17 protein-coding genes and 1 pseudogene are annotated in these 22,163 nt (G+C 58.7%); 8 read left to right on the top strand and 10 right to left on the bottom strand.

Annotated features, from left to right (window positions below; translation table 11 throughout):
* Positions 1–85: 85 nt before the first annotated feature.
* A complete protein-coding gene (locus AC1DUP_RS30480) occupies positions 86–268 on the bottom strand; it encodes a hypothetical protein (protein ID WP_162748584.1) in 183 nt (60 codons plus the stop codon).
* Between the two features lie 83 nt (positions 269–351).
* Here AC1DUP_RS30480 and AC1DUP_RS30475 point away from each other — a divergent pair, with 83 nt between their 5' ends.
* Positions 352–1,659, top strand: a complete 1,308-nt coding sequence (locus AC1DUP_RS30475) for an Rpb4 family DNA-directed RNA polymerase subunit (protein WP_113310824.1) — start codon at positions 352–354, stop codon at positions 1,657–1,659.
* A gap of 195 nt (positions 1,660–1,854) precedes the next feature.
* Here AC1DUP_RS30475 and AC1DUP_RS30470 read toward each other — a convergent pair whose 3' ends face one another.
* Positions 1,855–2,196 carry a hypothetical protein gene (locus AC1DUP_RS30470; protein ID WP_477836447.1) on the bottom strand — a complete coding sequence of 114 codons (342 nt, stop codon included), beginning with the start codon at positions 2,194–2,196 and terminating at the stop codon, positions 1,855–1,857.
* 122 nt (positions 2,197–2,318) lie between these two features.
* Here AC1DUP_RS30470 and AC1DUP_RS30465 point away from each other — a divergent pair, with 122 nt between their 5' ends.
* From AC1DUP_RS30465 to AC1DUP_RS30450, 4 genes are all read left to right on the top strand, one after another.
* Positions 2,319–3,461, top strand: a complete 1,143-nt coding sequence (locus AC1DUP_RS30465; protein WP_477836521.1) for a glycosyltransferase family 4 protein — start codon at positions 2,319–2,321, stop codon at positions 3,459–3,461.
* Positions 3,462–3,531: 70 nt separating this feature from the next.
* Positions 3,532–5,889, top strand: coding sequence for a UDP-galactopyranose mutase (gene glf, locus AC1DUP_RS30460; protein ID WP_113297704.1), 2,358 nt, complete (start codon positions 3,532–3,534; stop codon positions 5,887–5,889).
* A complete protein-coding gene (locus tag AC1DUP_RS30455) occupies positions 5,882–9,124 on the top strand; it encodes a glycosyltransferase (protein ID WP_162748583.1) in 3,243 nt (1,080 codons plus the stop codon). Before glf ends, AC1DUP_RS30455 begins: the two co-directional genes overlap by 8 nt.
* Positions 9,121–11,379 carry a glycosyltransferase family 4 protein gene (locus AC1DUP_RS30450; RefSeq protein ID WP_477836444.1) on the top strand — a complete coding sequence of 753 codons (2,259 nt, stop codon included), beginning with the start codon at positions 9,121–9,123 and terminating at the stop codon, positions 11,377–11,379. The genes AC1DUP_RS30455 and AC1DUP_RS30450 overlap by 4 nt, the downstream gene beginning before the upstream one ends.
* Before the next feature lie 162 nt (positions 11,380–11,541).
* Here AC1DUP_RS30450 and AC1DUP_RS30445 read toward each other — a convergent pair whose 3' ends face one another.
* Positions 11,542–12,429, bottom strand: coding sequence for an adenylate/guanylate cyclase domain-containing protein (locus AC1DUP_RS30445; RefSeq protein WP_477836442.1), 888 nt, complete (start codon positions 12,427–12,429; stop codon positions 11,542–11,544).
* A 335-nt stretch (positions 12,430–12,764) separates the two neighbouring features.
* Here AC1DUP_RS30445 and AC1DUP_RS30440 point away from each other — a divergent pair, with 335 nt between their 5' ends.
* A complete protein-coding gene (locus AC1DUP_RS30440; protein WP_477836440.1) occupies positions 12,765–12,914 on the top strand; it encodes a hypothetical protein in 150 nt (49 codons plus the stop codon).
* A 494-nt stretch (positions 12,915–13,408) separates the two neighbouring features.
* Here AC1DUP_RS30440 and AC1DUP_RS30435 read toward each other — a convergent pair whose 3' ends face one another.
* From AC1DUP_RS30435 to AC1DUP_RS30415, 5 genes are all read right to left on the bottom strand, one after another.
* A complete protein-coding gene (locus AC1DUP_RS30435; protein ID WP_477836438.1) occupies positions 13,409–14,578 on the bottom strand; it encodes a transglutaminase family protein in 1,170 nt (389 codons plus the stop codon).
* An 80-nt stretch (positions 14,579–14,658) separates the two neighbouring features.
* The gene (locus AC1DUP_RS30430; protein WP_477836436.1) at positions 14,659–16,599 is read right to left on the bottom strand and encodes a hybrid sensor histidine kinase/response regulator; all 1,941 of its coding nucleotides are present in this window, start codon (positions 16,597–16,599) and stop codon (positions 14,659–14,661) included.
* A gap of 159 nt (positions 16,600–16,758) precedes the next feature.
* Positions 16,759–17,034: a hypothetical protein gene (locus AC1DUP_RS30425; protein WP_477836434.1), complete on the bottom strand. Its 276-nt coding sequence runs from the start codon at positions 17,032–17,034 to the stop codon at positions 16,759–16,761.
* A 94-nt stretch (positions 17,035–17,128) separates the two neighbouring features.
* Positions 17,129–17,395 carry a hypothetical protein gene (locus AC1DUP_RS30420; protein ID WP_113297698.1) on the bottom strand — a complete coding sequence of 89 codons (267 nt, stop codon included), beginning with the start codon at positions 17,393–17,395 and terminating at the stop codon, positions 17,129–17,131.
* Positions 17,396–17,519: 124 nt separating this feature from the next.
* Complete coding sequence (locus tag AC1DUP_RS30415) at positions 17,520–17,729, bottom strand: cold-shock protein (protein ID WP_113297697.1); 210 nt, start codon at positions 17,727–17,729, stop codon at positions 17,520–17,522.
* A 1,341-nt stretch (positions 17,730–19,070) separates the two neighbouring features.
* Here AC1DUP_RS30415 and AC1DUP_RS30410 point away from each other — a divergent pair.
* On the top strand, positions 19,071–19,334 hold the full coding sequence (locus AC1DUP_RS30410; RefSeq protein WP_477836431.1) for a hypothetical protein: 264 nt from the start codon (positions 19,071–19,073) through the stop codon (positions 19,332–19,334).
* Between the two features lie 207 nt (positions 19,335–19,541).
* Here the strand turns inward: AC1DUP_RS30410 and AC1DUP_RS30405 are convergent, their stop codons facing one another.
* Both AC1DUP_RS30405 and AC1DUP_RS30400 read right to left on the bottom strand, forming a co-directional pair.
* On the bottom strand, positions 19,542–19,868 hold the full coding sequence (locus AC1DUP_RS30405; protein WP_115038135.1) for a hypothetical protein: 327 nt from the start codon (positions 19,866–19,868) through the stop codon (positions 19,542–19,544).
* A 60-nt stretch (positions 19,869–19,928) separates the two neighbouring features.
* Complete coding sequence (locus AC1DUP_RS30400; protein ID WP_113509968.1) at positions 19,929–20,375, bottom strand: pyridoxamine 5'-phosphate oxidase family protein; 447 nt, start codon at positions 20,373–20,375, stop codon at positions 19,929–19,931.
* A 607-nt stretch (positions 20,376–20,982) separates the two neighbouring features.
* Between AC1DUP_RS30400 and AC1DUP_RS30395 the strand changes: the two are divergent.
* Positions 20,983–21,864 (top strand): annotated as a pseudogene (locus AC1DUP_RS30395) (universal stress protein).
* Positions 21,865–22,163 lie beyond the last annotated feature (299 nt).

Raw genomic sequence — 22,163 nt, 5'->3', positions numbered from 1 at the left:
AGCATCGCAACTTCCGTGCCAAATCTAACCCATTGATTTTATTTATTTCATTATCGAGAGGCACCGAAACAGCTTTCGCCGTCGGTCAGGTATCAACGGATTCTTGCGAAAGTACTTTCGGTATGGACGAGGGGATCAGCGGATCTGCAAGGGGCAAACGAACCAGCCCGCGCAGCAAGGGACGCAAGGCCAAGAAACTGTTTTCATTCATGCTTCCTGGCCGGCGACCGCTCGTCCGCTCTCTTTCGGCCACCTTGCTCGCGGTCATGCGCGTCGATCCTTCGGCTTGGCACCCCGCTTGCAGGAGAAGATCGCCGGCCATCCAAGCCGATCAACCGCGGAGAAATTGAGATGACGATCGCAATTGAGCCATCTTATGGGAGCCACATCCTGCGCCGCAGCCGGACCCCGATATTCGACCAGGCGCTTAGTGACGCGGAGGTATTCGAACTCGGCATTCGCCTTTTGCGCAGCAGATCGGAAGAGAACTTCGATCACCTGCTGGGCGCCACACTCGCCCATGCTGCCGCAAGCTCCGGCGGGATGCTCAGCCCGCAACTCGGCGCCGCGATGGGCGGCCTTCTCAAGAATATCGCCAGCCGCCGGCTGTTGAGCGACAGCCCGGACAGCCAGTTCGACATGGAGTTCGGCGAGACTGACAGCCGTCGCCGCGCCCTGGCCGAGAGCCGACGCTTCGTACGGCTTTCCGGTGAGGCCGCACGCCACGCGATCGAAGAGTTCAGCGGCTATGGCGGCCGCCGCGAAGCACTCGGCGCGCTGGCGGCTGCAGCGGAACTCTATGCGCCGGCCCTCGCAACTGTGCTCGAATCCGAAGGCGAATGGGAAAGCGAACAGATGCCTTCCTTCGACCCTTTCGATTATGACCCGCAGATGGAGTATTTTCTCGGTGGCCTCGTGCGCAGCGTGGGCAAGGTTGTCAAGAAAGTATCCAATGTCGTCGGCAGTGCGGCCAAGGCCGTCGGCCGTATCCCGGTGATCGGCGATATCGCCCGGATAGGCGCCAGTGCGGTCAGGCTCGCCGCCGGCCCGGCTGCCATTGCGCTTGATGCTGGCGTGAGGGTTGCGAAGGGAGAGCGCCTCGACCGTGCTCTGAAGGGAGCAGTCAAGGGCCAGATCAACGCGGCACGCGATCAGCTTCGATTGGCTGAGATGGTCGCTCCCTTCGTGCCGGGTATCGGCACCGGGGTCGCAGCCGCTCTCGGTGCTGCCAATGCGCTTGCTGCCGGCAAGCCGATAACGCAGGCGCTTTTGTCGGCAGCGCGCAGCGCTGTCCCCGGAGGGGCAATCGCCCAGACCGCCTTTGACGTCGCGCTCAATCTTGCCAGTGGCAAGAACATCGGACAGTCATTATTGGCTTCTGCACGCGACCGCCTGCCCGGCGGCCCCGCCGCGAAGGCGGCATTCGACGGAGCCGTGGCGCTCGCCCAAGGCAAGAAGCTGCAGGATGCGGCTTTTGCGGCCGCCGGTCGGGTTTTGCCGCCCTCCCCCTATGCGGCCGATGCGCTTGCTTTCGTAAAGGGCGTTGCCAATGGCCAGAACATCCAGAACGCCGCTCTTTCGGTTGTCGGGAAGCGTGCGATTGGCAACATTCGCAGTCAGGCAGCACGTGTCACCCCGACAGCGAGGCGCTATGGCTGACGTCGCACACCTTGCTACCGATCTTGCTCAGTAACAGGTATCGATAGTGATCGATTTCGAAGTCGTCGATTGCTTGGGTCGGTGAAGCTACGGTCGGATCGGCGCGTTCGAAAGCAACAAAAAGCACGGTCATCGATCGTGGTTGCATGCAGCCACATAACGGCAATTGAGAGCGCACCATGTCCCGCAGCGCAGCTAGGGTGCCAAGCCGATCCCATAACGTTCACCGATCTCCCAGAACCAATCCTGGTCCAATTCGATATCTCGGGAAACCTCATAAATTACATCTGCCGCGCGTTCGTAGAGCGCAAAGCAGAGTTCGGTGTCGTCGTGGCGCGCGTGATAGGCGATCCCGTCGAACGCAAGGGGGTGTTTTAACAGTTCCTTCGACCACGCCGGGGCAATCTCGTACGGCAAGCTGCCGTGGGGCACTTCCGCCGTGGCGCCGATCCGCGCCAGTCCTGGCCCGGCGAGACGCACCAACGTCAATGGTCTTTTTGCGGCGAGGCGCACGTATCCTTTGCGGCCGGGCGACACGAGTTGCCCCTTCGATTGTGCATAGCTTCGCCGAGTCGGTGGAACCTGCATCCTCATTCTCGGTTTACGTTGGTGAGCGTTCTGTCTCAACCCCCGCCGGCCGCACCGGCACAAGGATATGCATGAAATCGCGCCGTATCGTCGTCATCAGCGACTTTCAGGACGGGCACTGGGGAGAGGACGCTCTTCCGACTATTGAGGCCTTCCGATCGCAATGGATCAGCGGCCGGCGCGGGACCCCACCTTCGCGCCTCTTCGACATTGACAGCATCGAGGTTGCCGGCGGCTATCTCGAGCGGCTTCCACTGGCTGCGATGAAGGCTGGCATCGTCGACTGCGCCGAGATCTGGACGCACTGGCAAGGCTCGGATCCGCCTTCGGTATGGACCGACAAGACGCCATCGCTTCTGCGCCGCGCGTTTCGTATGGACGGCCCGAAGGCTCCCTTCGCGTCGAATGACATGCTCGGACATATCCAGGCGTTTGGCCCGCCGGACATCCTCTGCGTCTGGGGGCTTGGAGTGAGTGAGGAGATCATGCTGGCCTGTCGCGACAGTTTCACGATATATAATTCTATCGACGCCCCCGCTTTTCGCGTGCCCATTGAGGTCAGCCGCCATTTCGATCTGGTGATCACCGGTGCGCAGTGGCAATCGGAGGTCGTACGATCGAGGCATCCCGATATGCGGACCATTGTCATGCCGATCGGCCCGGAATTCGCGTCCGAATTGACCTTCCATCAATTGCACCTACCGAAGATTTACGACTTGATCTATGTCGCAGCGGCTCAGGCTTATAAGCGTCATGATATCCTGTTCGACGCGCTCGCCAAGTTACCGCGTTCGTTGCGCGCCTTATGCGTATTCGGCTACGGGGAGCTTGTCCATGAACTGCGGAGCCATGCTGACCAACTTGGTATAAACGTGGATTTCGTCGGGCCGCCGGGCGTGGCTTTCGACGAGGTCAATCGGCTGATGAATCAATCCCGGATTGGAGTTGTCTGCGGCGTCGACGACGGTGCACCTGCGATCCTGACCGAATACATGTTGGCCGGCATCCCCGTTCTTGCCAACAGCGCGCTCAGATGCGGCCTGCAGTATATCACGCCGGAAACCGGTCATACGGCTGCGGCGGATGACTTCCACGACGGAATACGGGACTTGCTGGAACGGGCCGATACCCTGCGGCCGCGCGAGGTTGTGCTTGCGAATTGGAGTTGGCCGCACAGCATTCGACGGCTCCGCCAGTTGATTGGAAGCCCCTGACGAATTCAGCCGCAACGCAGGAACTTTGGCAGTTTGCCGTGGTTAGGCACTCTCTGTCGCGAGGTGTTTTATGAACATTCTGAATTCCTTCCCGCAAACGCCCGCCACATCTTTTCCGCCGGCTGCTCCACTGATCTGCTTTTCTCACCTGCGGTGGGACTTCGTGCTGCAAAGACCCCAGCATTTGATGCAGCGTTTTTCCCGGGACCGGCAAGTCTTTTTTTTCGAGGAATTCATTCCGACAGATCATCATCTCGCGTATCTCGAAATCCATCCCTTTGCGGGGACATCGGTCAAGGCGATCCGGCCGCGCATTCCGCACTGGTGGAGCGAGGGCAAGCGGGAGACGACGCTCGCCCAACTGCTTGATGAGCTCATCGCGCTACATGGCGCAAAGCGTCCGATCCTGTGGTTCTACACGCCGATGATGTTTCCCTTCGCAGAGCATGTGGATGCCGCCGCGGTGGTCTATGACTGCATGGACGAGCTTGCCAATTTCCGGTTTGCGCCGCCGCATCTCAAGGAAACGGAAGCGGCGCTGATGGCGCGAGCCGACGCCGTTTTCACTGGAGGCGTCAGTCTCTACGAGGCGAAAAAGGATCGGCACGACAATATTCATGCCTTCCCCTCCAGCGTCGATACCGACCATTTCCAGACAGCCCGCACGACACTTGCAGATCCATCCGATCAAGCCGGCATTTCCCATCCGCGGCTTGGTTATTGCGGCGTCATCGACGAGCGCCTCGACCTCGACCTGATCCGGACAATCGCAGCTGCCAGACCGAACTATTCTTTCGTTTTCCTGGGGCCGATCGCAAAGATCTCCCCCGCCGATCTGCCGAAGGCCGCCAATATCCATTACCTCGGGCAGAAGAATTACGCCGATCTGCCCTGCTACGTTTCAGGCTGGCAAGCAGCCCTCATGCCGTTTGCTCTGAACGAGGCGACCCGCTTCATCAGTCCCACTAAGACACCCGAATATCTCGCGGCGGGGCGGCCAGTCGTCAGCACCCGGATCGCGGATGTCGTGCGCACCTATGGCGATACGAGAGGCGTCTTCCTTGCAGACGAAAGAGACGATTTCGCGCGCTGCTGCGATGATGCGCTCGTCTTGGCAGGCTCGGGAGAGCCATGGCTTGAACAGGTGGATGCCTTGCTGGCGGGCTCGTCTTGGGATGCAACGTTCGAGGGGATGGCGAATATTATCGAGCGGGCTGTGAGCGCAAGGATCATGCCCCCGCTCTCTGACGGCAAAAAATCCTATCAGCGCAGCAGCCGCATGTCGCCCCTCAAGCCCTATGACTATCTTGTCGTCGGCGCTGGTTTTGCCGGATCGGTGTTGGCAGAGCGGCTGGCCAGTGACGGCCGCAGGGTCCTGGTCTGCGACCGGCGCTCCCATGTCGCGGGCAATGCGTATGACCATTGCGACGAGGCGGGGATCCTGGTGCACAAATACGGACCCCACATCTTCCATACCAACAGCGAGGATGTCTTTGCCTATTTATCCCGCTTCACCGCGTGGCGTCCCTACGAGCACCGCGTACTTGCCCAGCTCGGCAACCTCAGACTTCCGGTTCCGATAAACCGCACAACGCTCAATGCCCTTTACAGCCTCGACCTGTCAAACGACGTCGAAGCCGAACGCTTCCTTTCAACGCGGGCCGAACCCTGTGAAAAAATCACCACCTCGAAGGACGTTGTCGTTTCGCAGATCGGCCTCGAACTCTACCGCCTGTTTTTTGAAGGCTACACGCGCAAGCAGTGGGGTCTTGATCCCTCCGAGCTAGATCGCTCCGTCACCGCGCGCATTCCGACCCGCACGAACGCGGACGATCGCTACTTTCTTGACAGGTTCCAAGCCATGCCGCTCGACGGTTACACCCGGATGTTCGAACGGATGCTGGACCACGAAAACATCACCATCATGGTCGATACGGATTTCAAGGAACTGCACCAGCAGGGCATGGCGAACCATGTGATCTTCACCGGGCCGATCGACGAATATTTCGACTTTCGTCTCGGGCAGTTGCCGTATCGGAGTCTAAAATTCCATCACGAAACGCATGACATGCGGCGCATGCTGCCGGCAGGCGTCATCAACTTTCCTTCGGAAGACGTGCCCTACACCCGCGTGACGGAATATAAACACCTGACGGGCCAGGTGCACCCCAAAACCAGCATCAGCTACGAATACGCCTGTGCAGACGGCGACCCCTTTTACCCGATCCCCCGCCCCGAAAACCAGGCTCTGTACACGCAATACAAAGCCCTTGCCCACGGGCGCAGTGATGTGACCTTCGTCGGCAGGCTCGGCACCTATAAATACTACAATATGGACCAGGTCGTGGGGCAAGCACTCGCGACCCACCGCCGCCTGCAGGAACGGCATGGGCTGGCCGACACTATGGTAAATACCCGGCTTGACTAAGAAACCCCGCATCGTCCTGGCGACCGATAGTTGTAACCCCTCCGGGATGGGCGAGCACATGCTCGCGCTCGGCCGCGGACTTTCAGGGCAGGCTGACATCACGATTGCGCTTTTGTTCGAAGACCGCTCAGGATTGCTTTCCCGTGCAGCTCGCTTCGGCTTTGGCGTGAAGCTTTCTGCCCAAAGTCAAGAGTTTGCCAGTTGGCTGTGCAAGAGCGACATCGACCTCCTGCACGTCCATGCCGGGATCGGTTGGGAAGGCCATGACCTGGGGGAAGCCGCCTCGCAGGCCGGTGTCCCGGCCATACGGACCGAACACCTCCCCTATCTTCTCACCGATAGCGAGCAGCAGGAGCAATATAGGCTGCGCACACAGACTATCGCCCACCATATTGTGGTCTCCGAAGCCTCACGACTGAGCTTCATCGAGCACGTTCCATCCCAGCGGCTAACGTTGGTGCGCAACGGCGTCTACGCACCGGAACGCGCAGCGGCGATGGCTACGCTGCCGCGAGGCTCGGACACGGACGGCAAGATCGTGCTCGTGATGGTGGGCCGGTTTGCGGCGCAAAAAGATCATGCCACGCTGCTTCGAGCCATGCCGGAAATAATCCGGGTCTATCCTGGCGTCCGCCTGCTGCTGGTCGGGTCCGGCGAGGAACGCTCCGGCATGGAAGAGCTTGCAGGCGAGCTTGGTGTTTCAGGTTATGTCAGCTTCCTCGGCCAGCGCGCCGATGTCGCCGATATCCTTGCCACCAGCGATCTCTTCGTCCTCCCGTCATTGTTCGAGGGCTTGCCGCTTGCCATTCTGGAGGCGATGTCGGTGGGCCTGCCCGTGGCTGCAACCCGGATCGGGGGCACCCTGGAAGCGCTGGGCGAAGACTACCCGTTTTTTGCGAAGCCTCAAAACCCCGCCTCCCTTGCCGCCACCATCCTCGATGCTCTCTCCGATCGGGAAAGGCTGGCGCGTGTCGCAATGTCCGCGCGCAATCGCTTCGACACCGGCTTTTCTGCCCACCGAATGGCCGCAGAAACGATGGCGGTTTACGACCGCTTCATCTCCCGACCCGCGCCCCATCAGGAAAAGGATTCATCCATGCACAAGACGCGCCTTGGCTTTATCGGCGTCGGGGGGATTGCACAGCGTCACCTCGACATCATCTCCCGCTTCGATGACGCTGAGCTTGTCGGTTTTGCAGATCCAGATCTTGGTCGCGCCGACCAAGCGGCAGCGCGGTTCGGAGCGAAGTCGTTTGCCCATCACAATGAGATGCTGGACGCCGTCCAGCCGGATGCGGTCTATATTTGCGTGCCGCCCTTCGCCCACGGCGTCCCGGAGCGCGATCTCATCGAGCGCGGTATTCCCTTTTTCGTCGAAAAACCTGTATCTCTTGAACTCAAGACCGCGGAGGAAATTTCCGCGGCCGTGACGGCCAAGGGCCTTGTCACCGGCGTTGGCTATCACTGGCGCTACCTCGATATCGTAGATGAGGCGCGCGCGCTTCTCAAAGACAACCCGGCCCAGCTCCTGTCTGGCTATTGGCTCGATTCGACACCGCCGCCACAATGGTGGTGGAGAAAAGACAAGTCCGGCGGTCAGATGGTTGAGCAGACCACCCATCTCCTCGACCTTGTCCGGTTCCTGGTTGGAGAGGTTACGGATGTCTACGGGCGTGCGGGCCACAAGGAGAGACCTGATTTTCCGGGCCTCGACGTGCCGACCGTGACAACCGCCAGCCTGACCTTCGCTTCCGGCGTCGTCGCCAATATTGCATCGACATGCCTTCTCGGCTGGAACCATCGGGTCGGACTTCACATCTTTGCCGATCGGCTCGCGATCGAATTGACCGATCGCGAAATCATAGTGGACGTCGGTCGTGGACGCCCGGTACGCGGTGCCGACGGCGATCCGGTATGGCGCGAGGATCGCGACTTCATCGATGCAGTGCGCGGCGGCGAGAACCGTATCCGCTGCCCCTACGATGAGGCGCTGGAAACGCATCGGCTCGCGCTTGCGGTCATGGCCTCGGCGCAAGCGGGCGAGCCGGTGCGCCTCAATCCACCGCAAACCCGGCGGCCGGAGCCGGCACCGCTTCAGCTCCAGCCGCGCCCGCAAGCATCGCCGCCGGGGCTGGCGCCGGGCCACCGCATCATTCGCTCGCTGGGCGTTGAGGCGCCAGGCCAGCCCTATTTCCTTGAATATGAGGAAGGCCCCCCCGCAGACGGACAGGTTCGGCTCGATACGCTCTACACCGGCCTTTCGGCAGGGACGGAACTCACGTTCCTGAAAAACACCAATCCCTATTTTCGTTCGCGCTTCGACGGCGAGCGCGGTGTCTTCGTCGAGAACGAACCCGACCTGCATTATCCGGTGCCATTCCTCGGCTACATGGAAGTCGCCCGCGTATCAGAATCGCGCGCCGACGGTTTTGCGCACGGCGACGTCGTCGCCACCACCTATGCGCACAAGTCCGGACATACGGCAAACCCGTTCCACGATCTGCTCGTTCCCCTCCCGGCGGAGATCGACCCCCTGCTCGGCGTCTTCGTCGCCCAGATGGGACCCATCGCCGCCAACGGCATCCTTCATGCCGATGCCGAATTCTTCGGCGCTCAGGTTCCTTTCCTTGGCGCCGGCGTGAAAGATCGTCCTGTTGTCGTCAGCGGCGCCGGCACTGTCGGACTGATGACGGCGCTTTTTGCCAGATCGGTCGGCGCTTCCGAGATCGTCATTACCGACCCGTCGGCGTTCCGGCGCGGCAAGGCCGAGGCCATGGGCCTTGCCGCCATGACCGAGGATCAGGCCTGGCAGCACGCAAAGGCTCGCTGGCACGTCGGTGGGATCGGACGCGGGGCAGATCTCGTTTTCCAGACCCGCGCCCACCCAGAGAGCCTGCATATGGCGCTGAAAGCGCTGCGGCCGCAGGGAACCGTTATCGACCTCGCCTTCTACCAAGGCGGAAGCGATGCACTGCGGCTGGGCGAGGAGTTTCATCACAACGGCCTTAATATTCGTTGTGCACAGATCAATCGGGTGCCGAGCGGCTTGGCGCACATGTGGAGCCGGCGCAGGCTTGCACTCGCTACTGTCGGCCTCCTGCGGGTTTTTGGCGACACGATCCGGGAGCACATGATCACCCATGTCTTGCCGATTGAGGATGCGCCCGCATTTCTGATCGACCTGATCGGAAATCGCCCGGAATTCCTGCAGGTCGTATTCAAGGTGGGCGAATGATACCAGAGCCTGCACCCGTCCGTATCCTGTTCGTTTTCGCGTGGCTGGTGGTCGGCGGCGAAGAGACGGAAGTCCGGCTTTTGGCCGAACACCTCGATCCCCTTGTCTACCGGATTGATGTCGTTGCCTGTTTTCGCAAGGACGGAATGCCCGAGCAGACGCATGAGCAGCTTCGCGCGCTCGGCGTTGACGTCGATACGAAGCCGTACGCGCTTTCATTCGAAGACACGGTCGATTATCTGGCCAGCAAAATTGCCGGGTATGACATCGTCATATCCTGCCAAAACGTCGCCGACATCTATCCGGCGCTCGAACGACTGCATCTGCGCCCGCCGCTGATCGAGCATGGCGGCTTGGTTGCTGAGGCGCTGGCAGGACCAAAGCACCTGACCACCCGCTACGTCGGCGTCTGCCGTTCCATCCGCGACGCGGCCGCCTCCCGTATGCCTGGACGCGAAAGTCACGCCGTCGAAATACCATCCATGGTCGACCTGGCGACATTCGACCCTCGGAACCGCGCCGCGATGCGGTCTCGGCTTGGTCTGACTGCCGATAACGTCTTGATCGGTTGGGTCGGCCGGCTTGATCGGAAGAAGAATGTCGAGGATTTCATTGAAGCAGCCGCCCTCGTGGCTGAACACAATCATCACGCCCGCTTCCTCGTGGTCGGCGGCCCTGATGCCTTCATGCCGGAATATGCCGACGGACTGAAGGATCTCGCGCGCCGGCTGCGGCTTGAAAACAAGCTGCAGTTCTTGGGCGACCGCAAAGACATTCCCGACCTTCTATCTTCTCTCGACATCTTCGTCTGGCTGTCGCGCGGCGAAGGCATGCCGCACGTCATCGCCGAAGCCGGTGCCGCTGCCCTGCCGGTGATAGCGACAGCGGACAACGGCGCCTGCGAGCAGATCGACGACGGAGTGTCTGGGATATTCGTTCCCTATAACGATGCGGCAACCGTTGCTGGCAAAATCCGCCAGCTCATAGACAACGAGGATCTTCGCCGCTCGCTGGGTCTCTCTCTGCGTCGCAAGGTCGAAACCAGCTATTCGGTTCAAGCCGTCCTTTTGCGGTGGCAGCAACTGTTTTCGGAGGTTCTTGCAGAGCGGAACGCTGCGCAACCGAGCGGCATTTTCAGATCGTTTCTGATGGGCGGCTTCGAATGCTCGACCCATCGTCTGCGGGCCCGTGACGACGAACGCATCGGCCGCCGCCTCGACATGATTGCCGCCATCGGGCACGACCGCTGGGCCGCCCGGGACTATCGCCAGCTCCGCGTTTTCGGCATCCGCACCGTGCGCGACGGCTTCCGCTGGCACCTGATCGACAAGGGCGGCAGCTACGATTGGTCGAGTGTCCTTCCGATGCTGGACGCAGCCCGGCAAACCGGGACACAGGTCATCTGGGACCTGCTGCATTACGGCTATCCGGACGGTGTCGACATCTGGTCTCCGAACTTCGTCGATCGTTTTGCGACCTTTGCCGGCGCTTGCGCGAGGATGGTGCGAGAGAGCAGTGACGAGATCCCCTTTTATTGCCCGGTCAACGAGATCTCATTCTTTTCCTGGGGTGGCGGTGACGCGGCATATCTAAACCCGTTCGCCACCGGCCGAGGGTTCGAGCTCAAGGTTCAACTGGCCCGCGCCGCAATCGCCGCCATGGAAGCAATCCTTTGCATCGAACCACGCGCCCGTTTCGTTCATTGCGATCCGGTCATCAATGTCGTGGTGGACCCATCACGCCCATGGGAAGCAGGTGTTGCGGAAGGCCATAGGCAATCGCAGTTTCAGGGTTGGGATCTGATTTCCGGGCGGATTTGGCCTCAGATCGGCGGAAAAGGCCGCTATCTCGATATTGTCGGTGTCAATTACTATTTCAACAATCAGTGGATACATGGCGGTCCGCCGATCGACATCGGCCAGCCGTTTTACAAGCCGCTCAGCCGCATCCTGACCGAAACCTTCGCGCGCTATGGCAGGCCGATCCTGATCGCCGAGACCGGTATTGAGGGCGACCGCCGCGCCGCCTGGTTCCGCTACGTATCGGCAGAGGTAAACGCGGCCATGCTGGTCGGCGTGCCGATGGAGGGGCTATGTCTTTATCCCGTCGTCAATCATCCGGGATGGGATGACAATCGCAGCTGTCGGAACGGTTTGTTGTCGACCGAGATGTCGGCGTCAGGACGGTCGGTCGATGCCAACCTGGCTTTTGCAATCCTGAACGAGCCGACCGCCATAACGCGCATCGAGAGTTGATACAGTGTATTCATCGGAGCGATAGCGATCAGAAACGAGACGCGAAAGGTGGCTCCACGCACGTATGCCTTGCTTTTGCCGGGTTCGCACTTCGCTTATTTCCTGTCATCGCGTCTGAGCCCCTATTTGGTACTTTCGCAAATAATGCCGCGGTAGTGCCGTTCAGGCGTTATTTTGATCAACGAGAATTTCAGCGAGGCGGGCAAATTTTCCGTTCGGGTAGCGCTCAAGATAGGCTTTGATCATTTCAACATTCTCGGTGTCGCGCACGCTTTCCCAGAAGGAAACTTCTACGGCCGGATCCTCGGGCGGGGACAGGTCACGCTCAAGACGCGCCTTGGCGAGATTCGAGAAGACGCCTTCCGGATAACGCCCGAGATAAAGTCTCAATTCGGTTCCATCGTCGTCTTCGCGGATCGATTCCCAAAAAGCAATTTCGGTCTGATCGTCATCGGTTTGCAAGGTGACATCCTCGCCCTGCCCCTCGCTCGGAGCCTTCGCCGCCAGTTGCGGCTCGTAGCTTGGGTCAAACAGAACCTTGAAGACGCGCACAGGACGCGCAATATTCTTGACCGTATGCTCTCCGAGGTCGTCGAATTTGGCGTTCACACGGTCGCGAATGTGATCGCGCACACCTCGTGTCACACAGATTCCGCCAATATCTGCTAGGGCTTCCAGGCGCGCGGCAATGTTGACGCCGTCACCAAAAATGTCCCCGTTCTTGACCATGACGTCACCCACATTGATGCCGATGCGAAAGTTCATTTGGCTGTCCGGCGGGACATCGACGTTTGCCTGGGCGATGGCCAACTGGATGGCGATTGCGCAGTTGAATGCTTCCACGACGCTTGGAAACTCTGCCAGGACACTGTCGCCCGCCGTTCCGAATATCTGGCCGTTCGCGCTTTCGATCAATGCGTCCACCACGGCCCGATGGGCAGTCAGCATCGCCAGTGTGCGTTCCTCGTCCAGATGCATGAGGCGAGAGTAGCCCTCGACGTCGGCGGCAAGGATGGCGGCAAGTTTTCGCTGAAGGGGCGGCGCTTCCAAATTTGATCCCATCTGAGACTTGGACGTCGGTATCTCCCTAGTAAAGGGCAAATCACGCGCTTGTTCCAAGCGGACCGAGGACGGCGGCCTTTCGTCGCATTTCCACTTATCGAAAAAACGAAAATCCTGCCCTATCCCGGCAAGTGGAGATACCAGTTCACGCGGTTTTTGATCTGCCCTCGCTCGCGAACAACTTGGGTCTCAGCGATCATTTCTGTCGTTCGAGGACCGGCTCTCAGTCCCCAGGAGCCGTCGCCGAGCTGCAGAGCCTCGCGGGGGGTCGGCGCGACACACTTGACAACCAGCCGGTCAGTGTAGCGGAAGTGAACCTCTAGATGGCTCTGAATGTCATTGCCGAAGATGAGTTTTTGATCGCCCACATGCTTGCGATGATGCTCGAAGATGCCGGGCACCACGTGCGTCGCCGCCTCACCGTGTCACGGCACCTGGTGCCATCAAGGAAAACCGCCTCTCGTGATCACTGACTTTACGAAATGGACTGCGCAATCGATCCGTGCCGATCCAGAGCTTGGGTCCATCCCTCTCTATCGTTCCGACAAGCGGCGCGCAGGGAAGCATAGGTCGAGCGGAACCAGATGTCCGACGCCGTTCTCGACGAGCCTTACAACGAGAGGCAGCGAACCGTGGTCTGCATTTCTGGATGGAAAAGCTGCGTCGCGAGTGCGGTGATGACCAGTGTCATGTCTGGGTCGGTGATCCGCGAACTACCGAACCGGGCCGATTGCCAAGAGGTGGCTGCCGAAGTTAAGATCGTGGCTCTCGCCAATCCTGCAGTCCTTCCAGGGGCACACCGGGGGCGTACGGGCGTCGCAGCAGCTCGACGAAATTGAAGAGCAAGCTGCTGAATGCTCCACCGCAAGCGGCACGGGCTCAGCTTCAGCGGCCCGCTTGCAAGATAGGTCCGGTGAACACGATCCCGCGTTCAGCTCAGGCAGTTCACATGACGGCGCATCCCCACCTAGTCCCTTTGAGGAGCGAAGTCGTCAAGGGCCTCACGCAGCGCCCGACCTTCGGGATGATCACCGGCAGCTTGGAGGAACTGCGACACGGACGTTCTTGTTTCGGTACCGCCGGAAGCGAGGTTGGCGCGATGGATGATAACCTGTCCGCCCGCAACAACGTCATGCTCAAGAAGCCATCGATCACCATTGGAGCTTTCCGCGAACGCGCACGCTTCTCCTGGAATAGACCTCTCGCCGCCGGCGGCTGAGGTTGCTGATCTCCGATCGTATTCCGGGCTATCGGAGGTCTTTTGGGCCGGGCCGCTGCGGGACACAACGTCGATCTCCACTTCCATCGAAAGAAACGCCTCCGATGGTCCGACAAAACTTCCTGCCACAGGAATGATCTGATCGATGTTTCGCCCGATAGCAACCGGGATCAGGTTGTGACCACCCATCTTGCGATTCGTGGGATCGAAGGCGATCCAACCGGCGCCTGGAAGAAAAATTTCCGACCATGCATGGGTTGAGCCCCGATCAGACGACCCGATGCTTCGTTCTACATCCGATAGATAACCCGAAACCAGCCGGGCACCGAACCCGAGACAACGGCACGCTTCCACAAACAGAACTGCGAGGTCGCGGCAGGAGCCCAGTGTCCGAGCAAGTGTTTCGACCGGAGTCCGGGTCCCTTCGTCTTCGCGACTTTGGTATGAGATCCACGCGGAAATCCCGGCGTTGAGATCTTGTAGAAGCGAAAGCGTGTCAGTCGGCTGACGCGCGACAAAGCCCTGCGCCCACGCCCGGAGCCGCCCAGCACGATCAACGTATCCGGGCGCGGCTAGGGCGCCAAGATCTGTCCAATCATCGGCCGAGTAGAGAAAGGGGTAGCGCGCGGCTGCGGCTGTGATGTCGTAGACAGGCCATGCAGAAGCAACCAGATCGACACTGGCATGGCTATCGATAACGAGGCGGTTGATCGGCCCGTCGAAAGTTGCCATGGCGACAGCGTTACCGAAGACATCCGTTGACCAGCTGATCTGCGCCTCCGGAAAAATCGACACGTCGTGGTTCACGAGTTTTAGCTCGCTCCCCTCGCGTGGTCGAAGCATCAGTCGGTGCGGCGCGAGGTGAATGTTCTCAGAGTAGCTGTACGTCGTGCGATGTCGAATTGTCAGATCCGTCATGCTTGCGTCCTTCGTCTTGCGTGAGCCTGCTTCGCAACTCATCAGCACTTTGCCCCACCTGCCGGTCTCACTGCCAGTCTTTATCGCGTCTCTTTTGCCGCTTCGGCCAACGCTGACGCCAGCTGAGCCTGAGTGAAGGGCTTGGCCAGCCTCGGGAGGCCGGGATCGCCGCTGTCCGGCAGCTCCGCATAACCCGTCGCCAGAATGACCGGGACCCGAAGGCCATTTTCTCTGATCTTCGCTGCAAGCTGCGAACCTGTCATGACCGGCATGGCTTGGTCGGTGATCACCAACCCAATCTCCGGCCTCTCGGACAGCATCCGGAGCGCTTCATCTCCAGACTGGGCCTGGAGGAGTCTGTGTCCCAGATCTTCAAGCATGAGTACGGTGTTCATCAGCACCAGCGGGTCATCGTCGACCGCAAGCACAGTGAGAGGATTTACGTTCTGATCTTGCGGCGCCGGCTGATCCGGCGGCTTCGGTTCTACCACCGCCGCTTCAGCCTGCGGCAGCCAGAGCTCAGCCGTCGTGCCTCGCCCCTGCTCCGATTTCAGGCCCAACTTGCCGCCCGATTGCGCCATCAGGCCCTGTACCATCGAAAGCCCCAAGCCGGTCCCTTTGCCGACGCCCTTCGTAGTGAAAAAAGGCGCGGCGGCCTTGGCGAGTGTCTCCGTATCCATGCCGTCCCCCTCATCCCTGACAGACAGGCAAATGTACCTGCCTGCCTTGAGGTCGGGGACTTCACCATGTTTGAGTTCGCGCGCCTTGGCGGCAATTACCAGCGACCCACCGCTGAGCATCGCGTCGCGGGCGTTAACGACGAGATTGAGCAGCGCGCCTTCAAGCTGGTTAGCATCCGTGAGAGCCTTCGGCATGATCAGTGGAAAGTTGGTCTCGATCATGATGGAGGGGCCGATCGAGCGCTGGAACAGGTCTGTCATCCCGCGCACGAGATCAACAACGTCGACCGGCTCGAGCTTCAGCTCCTGCTTCCTCGAAAACGCAAGCATCCGCTGCGTCAGCGAGGCCCCCCGCTGCGCGCCCTTGATCGCGTTCTCGATCAACGGGATAACATCATGACCTTGCAGGGCCCGTTTATGGGCGATCTCCAGACTGCCGAGCACGGCCATCAGCAGGTTGTTGAAGTCGTGAGCGATGCCACCGGTGAGTTGGCCCACCGCTTCCATCTTCTGTGCCTGGAACAGTTCCTCCCTTGCCTGCTCGAGCGCCCGCTGGGCCTCTTTCTTCTCCGTGATGTCGCGCGTCACCTTGGCGAAACCGAGCAAGGTCCCATCATTGTCGCGGATGGCGTCGATAATCACACTCGCCCAAAAACGGCTTCCGTCTTTGCGCAGCCTCCAGCCTTCCCTCTCGAAGCGGCCATCCTTTGCGGCGACGTCCAGCGCCGTTGTGGGGAGGCCGATCGCCTTGTCATCCTCAGTATAGAAATTTGAAAAATGTTGCCCAATGATCTCCTCGGGCGAGTAGCCCTTGATGCGCTGCGCCCCCGCGTTCCAGCTGGCGACGTGACCCGAGGGGTCCAACATGTAGATGGCGTAGTCCGTTACACCCTGCACCAGAAGCCGGAACTGCTCCGCGCTGCGCTTTAATTCCGCTTCGGCGAGCTTCCGTTCGGAAAGGTCGCGGGTAATCTTGGCAAACCCCAACAGCTGGCCCGCGGGATCTCGGATCGCGTCTATCACCACATGAGCCCAATAGGGCGTCCCGTCCTTGCGTACGCGCCAGCCTTCACTTTCGAAACGCCCTTCGGATGCTGCGGTCGCCAAGGCCCGCGCAGGCAGGCCAGCGTCGCGGTCTTCGGGAAGGTAAAAACGGGAGAAATGCTCTCCGAGGATTTCGTCTTCGCGGTACCCTTTCGAGCGTTGCGCTCCCGAATTCCAGCTGCTGACATAACCATCTGTGTCGAGCATATAGATAGCATAGTCGGTAATTGCCTCCACGAGCAGCCGATATCGCCCCTCCATCATCGGGGTGTGCGACGTCTTTACGTCAGGTGTCATCGTGCCCCTCATTTGTTGGCAGGCAACGCATTGTATGCAACGCGCGTTCAGTCAGAACGGGGCGCCAGAGTGAATAACTTCCACAAAGGAATTCTGTTCGAACGCGCTTGTCATATTTTCAGGCACTCCGCCGCCGGTGACCGCATTTTCGATAAAGTGTTAAACTCGGTCGTAGGTGAATGACGTCAGCAGCGTGGTCACGAAATTGCTCGCCCTTTCCTTGACGAGCACCTCCGTCCACTCATCCGTGCCCCGGAGCCTCAGGTCCGTGTAGATGCTATCGACGGCTGCTTCTTCGATGCGTTTGATATGCGCTTTGAAGATAGACTCGCCGCCGCCGTGGTACATGTCACGGATGACCATGCGCAAAATTTCCTGGATCGCGATCTGCCAGGACGTGTTGATCGACTGCAGTTCGTTCGTATCCGGTGCCATGGGGGCTCCTATGGTGTAAGTGAAACTGAGCATGACGTCGTCACGCCGGGGATCGGGAGGCGCCGACAACGGATGTCGGCGCGGACGCCGGAGGCTAGCTAGGCCTGTCTCGCCTTGCGGTTGGTGATAGTTCGTTGGGGCACCGATCAGCCCGTCTGGCAAGCAGGGCAGACGTGGCCGAGGTTCGGTCGGCCAGTTCCTTCGCCAAACGAGCCTCTCGCAGCCTGACCGTCTTGGCCTCTCGGCGCTCGGCCTCGGATTTGAGTTCTTCAACTGCGTTATTCTTCGCAACGAACTGCATCTGGACGTTGCCAAATGCGATTTCAGCCTTTTGGCGGGATTTGCTGTATGTTTCAGTCATTGAAACTCCTGACGGCTTGACCGACGCTCCGGAACGAAAAAAGCCAGGCAAGATGCCTGGCTTAAGGTGATTTACGCTCCCGGCAGTGCCAGTACATCCGTGGTCAAAGGGAAGCAGATATCAATTAAGCGGACTGCAGATTGCAGGCCGACATCTTGCCGGACTTGCTGTCACGCTCGAGCTCGAAGCCGATCTTCTGGCCTTCGACAAGTTCGCGCATTCCAGCACGTTCGACAGCCGAGATGTGAACGAAGGCGTCTGCGCCGCCGTTGTCAGGCTGGATAAAGCCGAAGCCCTTTGTGGAATTAAACCATTTTACTGTGCCTGTGGTCATGATGAACCCTTTCAAAGCATAGAGTGCGGGACCGCGGAAGCCACGCTTCGCGGACGGTGGAAACGACTATTTTGAAAGGAAGTTCGTTTAGAGCGCGGTGCCAATCGCGCGGTAGACAAAGCTCGGCAAGCAAAAGATCGATAAACCATCAATAGCGACGTGGGCCAAGAAGTCAACCGATAGTTTTGGCTGCGCAGGTTTTCGCCCGTTTTCTACCACCTGCCTTTTCCGTCTACCGGGCAGCGTCTTGGAGCTTCGGTCGAAGCCACGAATGCGCGGGGTCGTGTCCGAGATGGTGGTGCCATACCACCTGCAAAGAAGATCCGCGCGGTCCAAGACCGGAAGCTGGTTCAGCGGCCGTTTCTGGCGCTTTCTACGCGGCTTGCCGGCAACTATGCCACGGTGATTGCTGCGGCATGAATGGCGGGCGTGCCAGCGAGGGGGCGTCCTGTTGGATTGTCGGAGCTGCAGTGGGCGGCACTGCTGATCTGCAGCAATTGCCGTTCGTAGTTTCTTCCGAACCTTTGGACCTTCTGGAAGCTACTATGGTTCTCGGAAGGATATCAGCATGCCCGACAGTCCAGCGGATGACCGCGCAGAGAACGCAAAGAGCGGGAAGCTCGTCGCGTTGCAGTTTCCGCGCAAAACGACGGATATAGTGGATCCCTTCGCATTCTGAGCGATGGAGCCTTTGAGACTAACGATGGCACTCAGTTACGCCTGGATGGCATTTGCTTATACACCGTGGTTGTCCGCGCCATGGAGCCATCCGGGTGCCACATCGAAAACGGGGTAGTGGTTCCTATCCGCTAAAACTGGACGGGGGCGTTTCCGCGCGGTTACAGAAATAGTTCCTGCGCGGAAAGATCTTCCAAAACACCGGGTTAAAATCACTGAGCGGCTCCCATTGTACTTGTTGTCCAAGGCAAGCCACCCCACGTTGCCGGCGATGCAGGTCTCTTGCTTTCTCCCCGGACATGCTAACGATCAGCTGCCTACTGGTGCGCAGCCTAGGCATTATTCGTCGACCCAGCCCCGGCAGGCTTTAACGAAGGCCAACCATCAAATGATGGCGATTGTGAAAAGAAAGGCCGCGATCGTCTTGCTTCAAGAAGGGGGGCTTGCGAAATGACGCGAGCATCATCTCGCGGTCGATCATGAGGATCTTCGGTATGGTTTATGACCGGACGGGCGTTCGTACCCGGCGCTCTCGCCGCATCAAGCTCGCGCTGACATCGGCCATTGCGGTTGCAGTTTTGGCGCTGCCTGTATTATTGAGCTAGGGTCAGGACCTATTAATTTCGTTGAGATGTGATTCAGAGTTCCGGCGAAGGAGACCCGATGGATGATTGTTCCCGGTTAGCGGGCGCCAAATGGCTCGCATATCTCCGCATTTTCCGCTTTCTCGTGGGGTTGCGCGCGTCGATTACCAGCGTGTTGTCAGTCGCATCGTCTATGCGTCGACGTCGTCAAGACGCGCGCCAACGCGGTATAGCGAAGGATCCGGCGGCGGTCGCGGAACTCATGACGGCAGTCGGCGGCAATTTTAATAGAGGCTTCCGCATTTACGACGAACTGGTGGAGGCTATGAAGGCCAGCGCCTGACAGGAGGCGCCCGGTCAATGACGTGCCGGGCGCTGCAAGAGGCTTGTCAGGGGGTGGATGTGAATTGCTTTGGAAGCGACAGAGTTCGCGACCTTGCAACCACCTGCGCTGGTCGAAACGCCAGTTGATCCACCGGATGGCGTGAGACGAATGACCGTTGTGCGTTTTTCTGACAAATATAGAAATTTTGATCGCGGGTTTGATGGCCTACTTTTTTCCAATCGGTGATGCGTGCTTGATATCTTCAAGATCATCTGATTGGGCTTGAGCACTGTTTAACAAATCTTGCGCGTACTTTTGCGCATCTACTATGTCTCTGAATGGGAGGCCTAAATTCCGGCCTTCGACCTCGATGTTCCGCAAAATCTCTGCAGTTAATTCTACCGTTTCCTGTGCGTCATGCAGCTTGAGCAACCTCCCCGTGCAGTTCAAAGCGACAAGCTCTAGAACAAGCAGCCGACCTTCAATCTCGCCAACACTCGGGGCAGCTGAAGTACTGTTTTTATTGAAATTTCGGCCTTTAGCTTCTGACATGTGGAGGTTCCTTGATGAAGCAAAACGAATTTTGCTTTCGTCCCTACGGGATCCAGTCGGTTAAATCGCTGTGGCGCGCCCGCTTACATCGATCATGTCCAGCGCGAAGAAGATGTGCGTCTTCATGGTTGCTTCCGTCAATTTCGATGGGGGCTTTAACGCACCTGGCTCCCACCAATCGAGGTGTCGCGCAAGCAAGGACCAAGCTTGACTCTTCTCTTCGCGGCACTCGTCGACTTCTAGATCGATATATCTTGCGTCTACGACTACACTTTTCCAAGAGTGCCGGTTTTTTAGCTGGTCGATTTGAACGCAAACATTTGGGTTCCGCCTCATGATATCGAGCTTTTTGCCGGGCAATGTGAAGACGTAAAGCCTGTCATTGGCAAAAGCATACTGGACGGGGACAACGTAGGGCACGTCTGCGTTTGCGCATGCTAAGCGTGCAAGCCGCTGCTTTTTCACGAGCGCGATGCAGTCGTTGTATGGCATCTCTTGGATGTTCATAATTGCCCAGCCTCGATTAGGGCCGCATCCCGCGGATTTCGGACATTCCATAGCTTGTAAACGAGATCGACATCATTTGTGCGCCTGTTTGCCGCCTAATTGGGGTTTCTGCCGTCCTAATACTGAGATGCGACCGTTCGATCTCGAGCTTCCTGAAACAGGTTTTTTGCAAATTCCGAAGACGCCGCGATGTCGGCCAAGGGTAATTTTGCCTTCGCACATTTTCGTTCGACCGCGTGCTGGAGTGCTCTTATTAATTCACTCTGGCCGCTGTGTTCACGACGGCGCAAGAGCCGCGTCAGAGCGGTCATAGCGACAATTCGAAGAACGAATACACGGCCCTCAATTTCACCAAACGAAGGTACAGCGCTGCCTTGCGGGCCGCCGATGCTATCTCGCTTTGCTCTAAGCATTATAATATCGCTCCTGAACATGGATAGTTTATCAGGTACTCTCAATCTTTCATTCGATTTGCTGCACTTGATTTTTTGCGTGGACAACGATCTTAACAAGCGAGACGGCGGAAGGTTCCCGCGCGGTCAAAGGTGCACAGTATTGAGGGCACAGCGACGGCGTATTGCGTTACATCAATGCCGAGCCGCGACGAATGGAGGTAGATGATTGCGACCATGGGGTCCGCATGGAGGCGCAGGACATGGCGTCGCAATATTTTCTCCCGCTGGCGACACATCCCGATTCAAGTTCCGGACTGATCATTTCGAATGCTATAGCGATTTGCTGGGCACTACTGTGCAAATCTTCACGCATGCGCGCTAACGGCGGACATTCCACACATCCCCACTGCATGGTCATAGTTGCTACTCGATACTCCCAAAATGATCGAGCATGCCGAAACCTCGAGCCGCGATCTCGCCGCAACGCTGATCGCAACGGCCGCCAATCTCGCAGCGAACGCCAAGACTGAGTTATCTTGTCGAACGGTCAAAACAACTTTGCCTCTATTACACGACAGGGTAGCCAGCGAAGCACGCTTTTCGATCTGACTATGCTGGAATGTATCGCGGGCGTTCCGGATACTCGCATCATTGCCGAAGCGATAATATTCAGCTCCGGCCGCCCAGCCATCATCTTTCCCAACAAGTCGTTTGCAGGCCCGATCGATCATCTGGTCATTGCCTTGGACGAAGCCGAGCCGCGTCCCGCGCGGTCAGCGATGCAAACCCGTTCATTCACAGGGCCAAGCGAGTCTCGGTACTATCTCTGACTGGCGAAAAACCGCTGCCGAAGACATCCGGGGCACGCCTCGCTGAGATCTTGATTTCGAGCGGCGTCAATGCAAGCGCAACGCTAACTCGATCTACCTCGTCATCCATCGGTCTAGGCATACAGCGGACGGCGGTGGAACTCGGTGCCGATATTCTGGTCATGGGTGGATTTTGGGCACTCGAGGTTGCGAGACTTTGTCTTGGGCAGCGCAACCGATGGCGTCTTAGCGGGGCCGATATTGCCCGTGCTCATGTCACATTGATTAAAACTCTTCGCCGTCACATGATGGTCTTTTCTACGCACCCTACCTACTAACAAATCCGACCCCCCATCTCGCTCCCTGCGGCGCGTGACCATCATGCTTCGCGCCATCGCGCCATATTGAAATGATCCTAACGAACGACCCGGTTATTAGAATTCCTCTGTCACAGATTAGGTGATCCTATCTCCTGTTTTCGGATGGCCGCTGTTGCGAAAGCCAGCGATCCCACCTTGCACGGAACTCGCCAGTTACCCTGCCATGCTAACGAACAAAGAGCGTACTGACGGGGGGAAAAGCTT

It is taken from the genome of Rhizobium sp. 01L419 (assembly GCF_056400025.1).
Note: the sequence above shows the minus strand (reverse complement) of the source record. Positions and strands in the feature narration are given on the sequence as shown.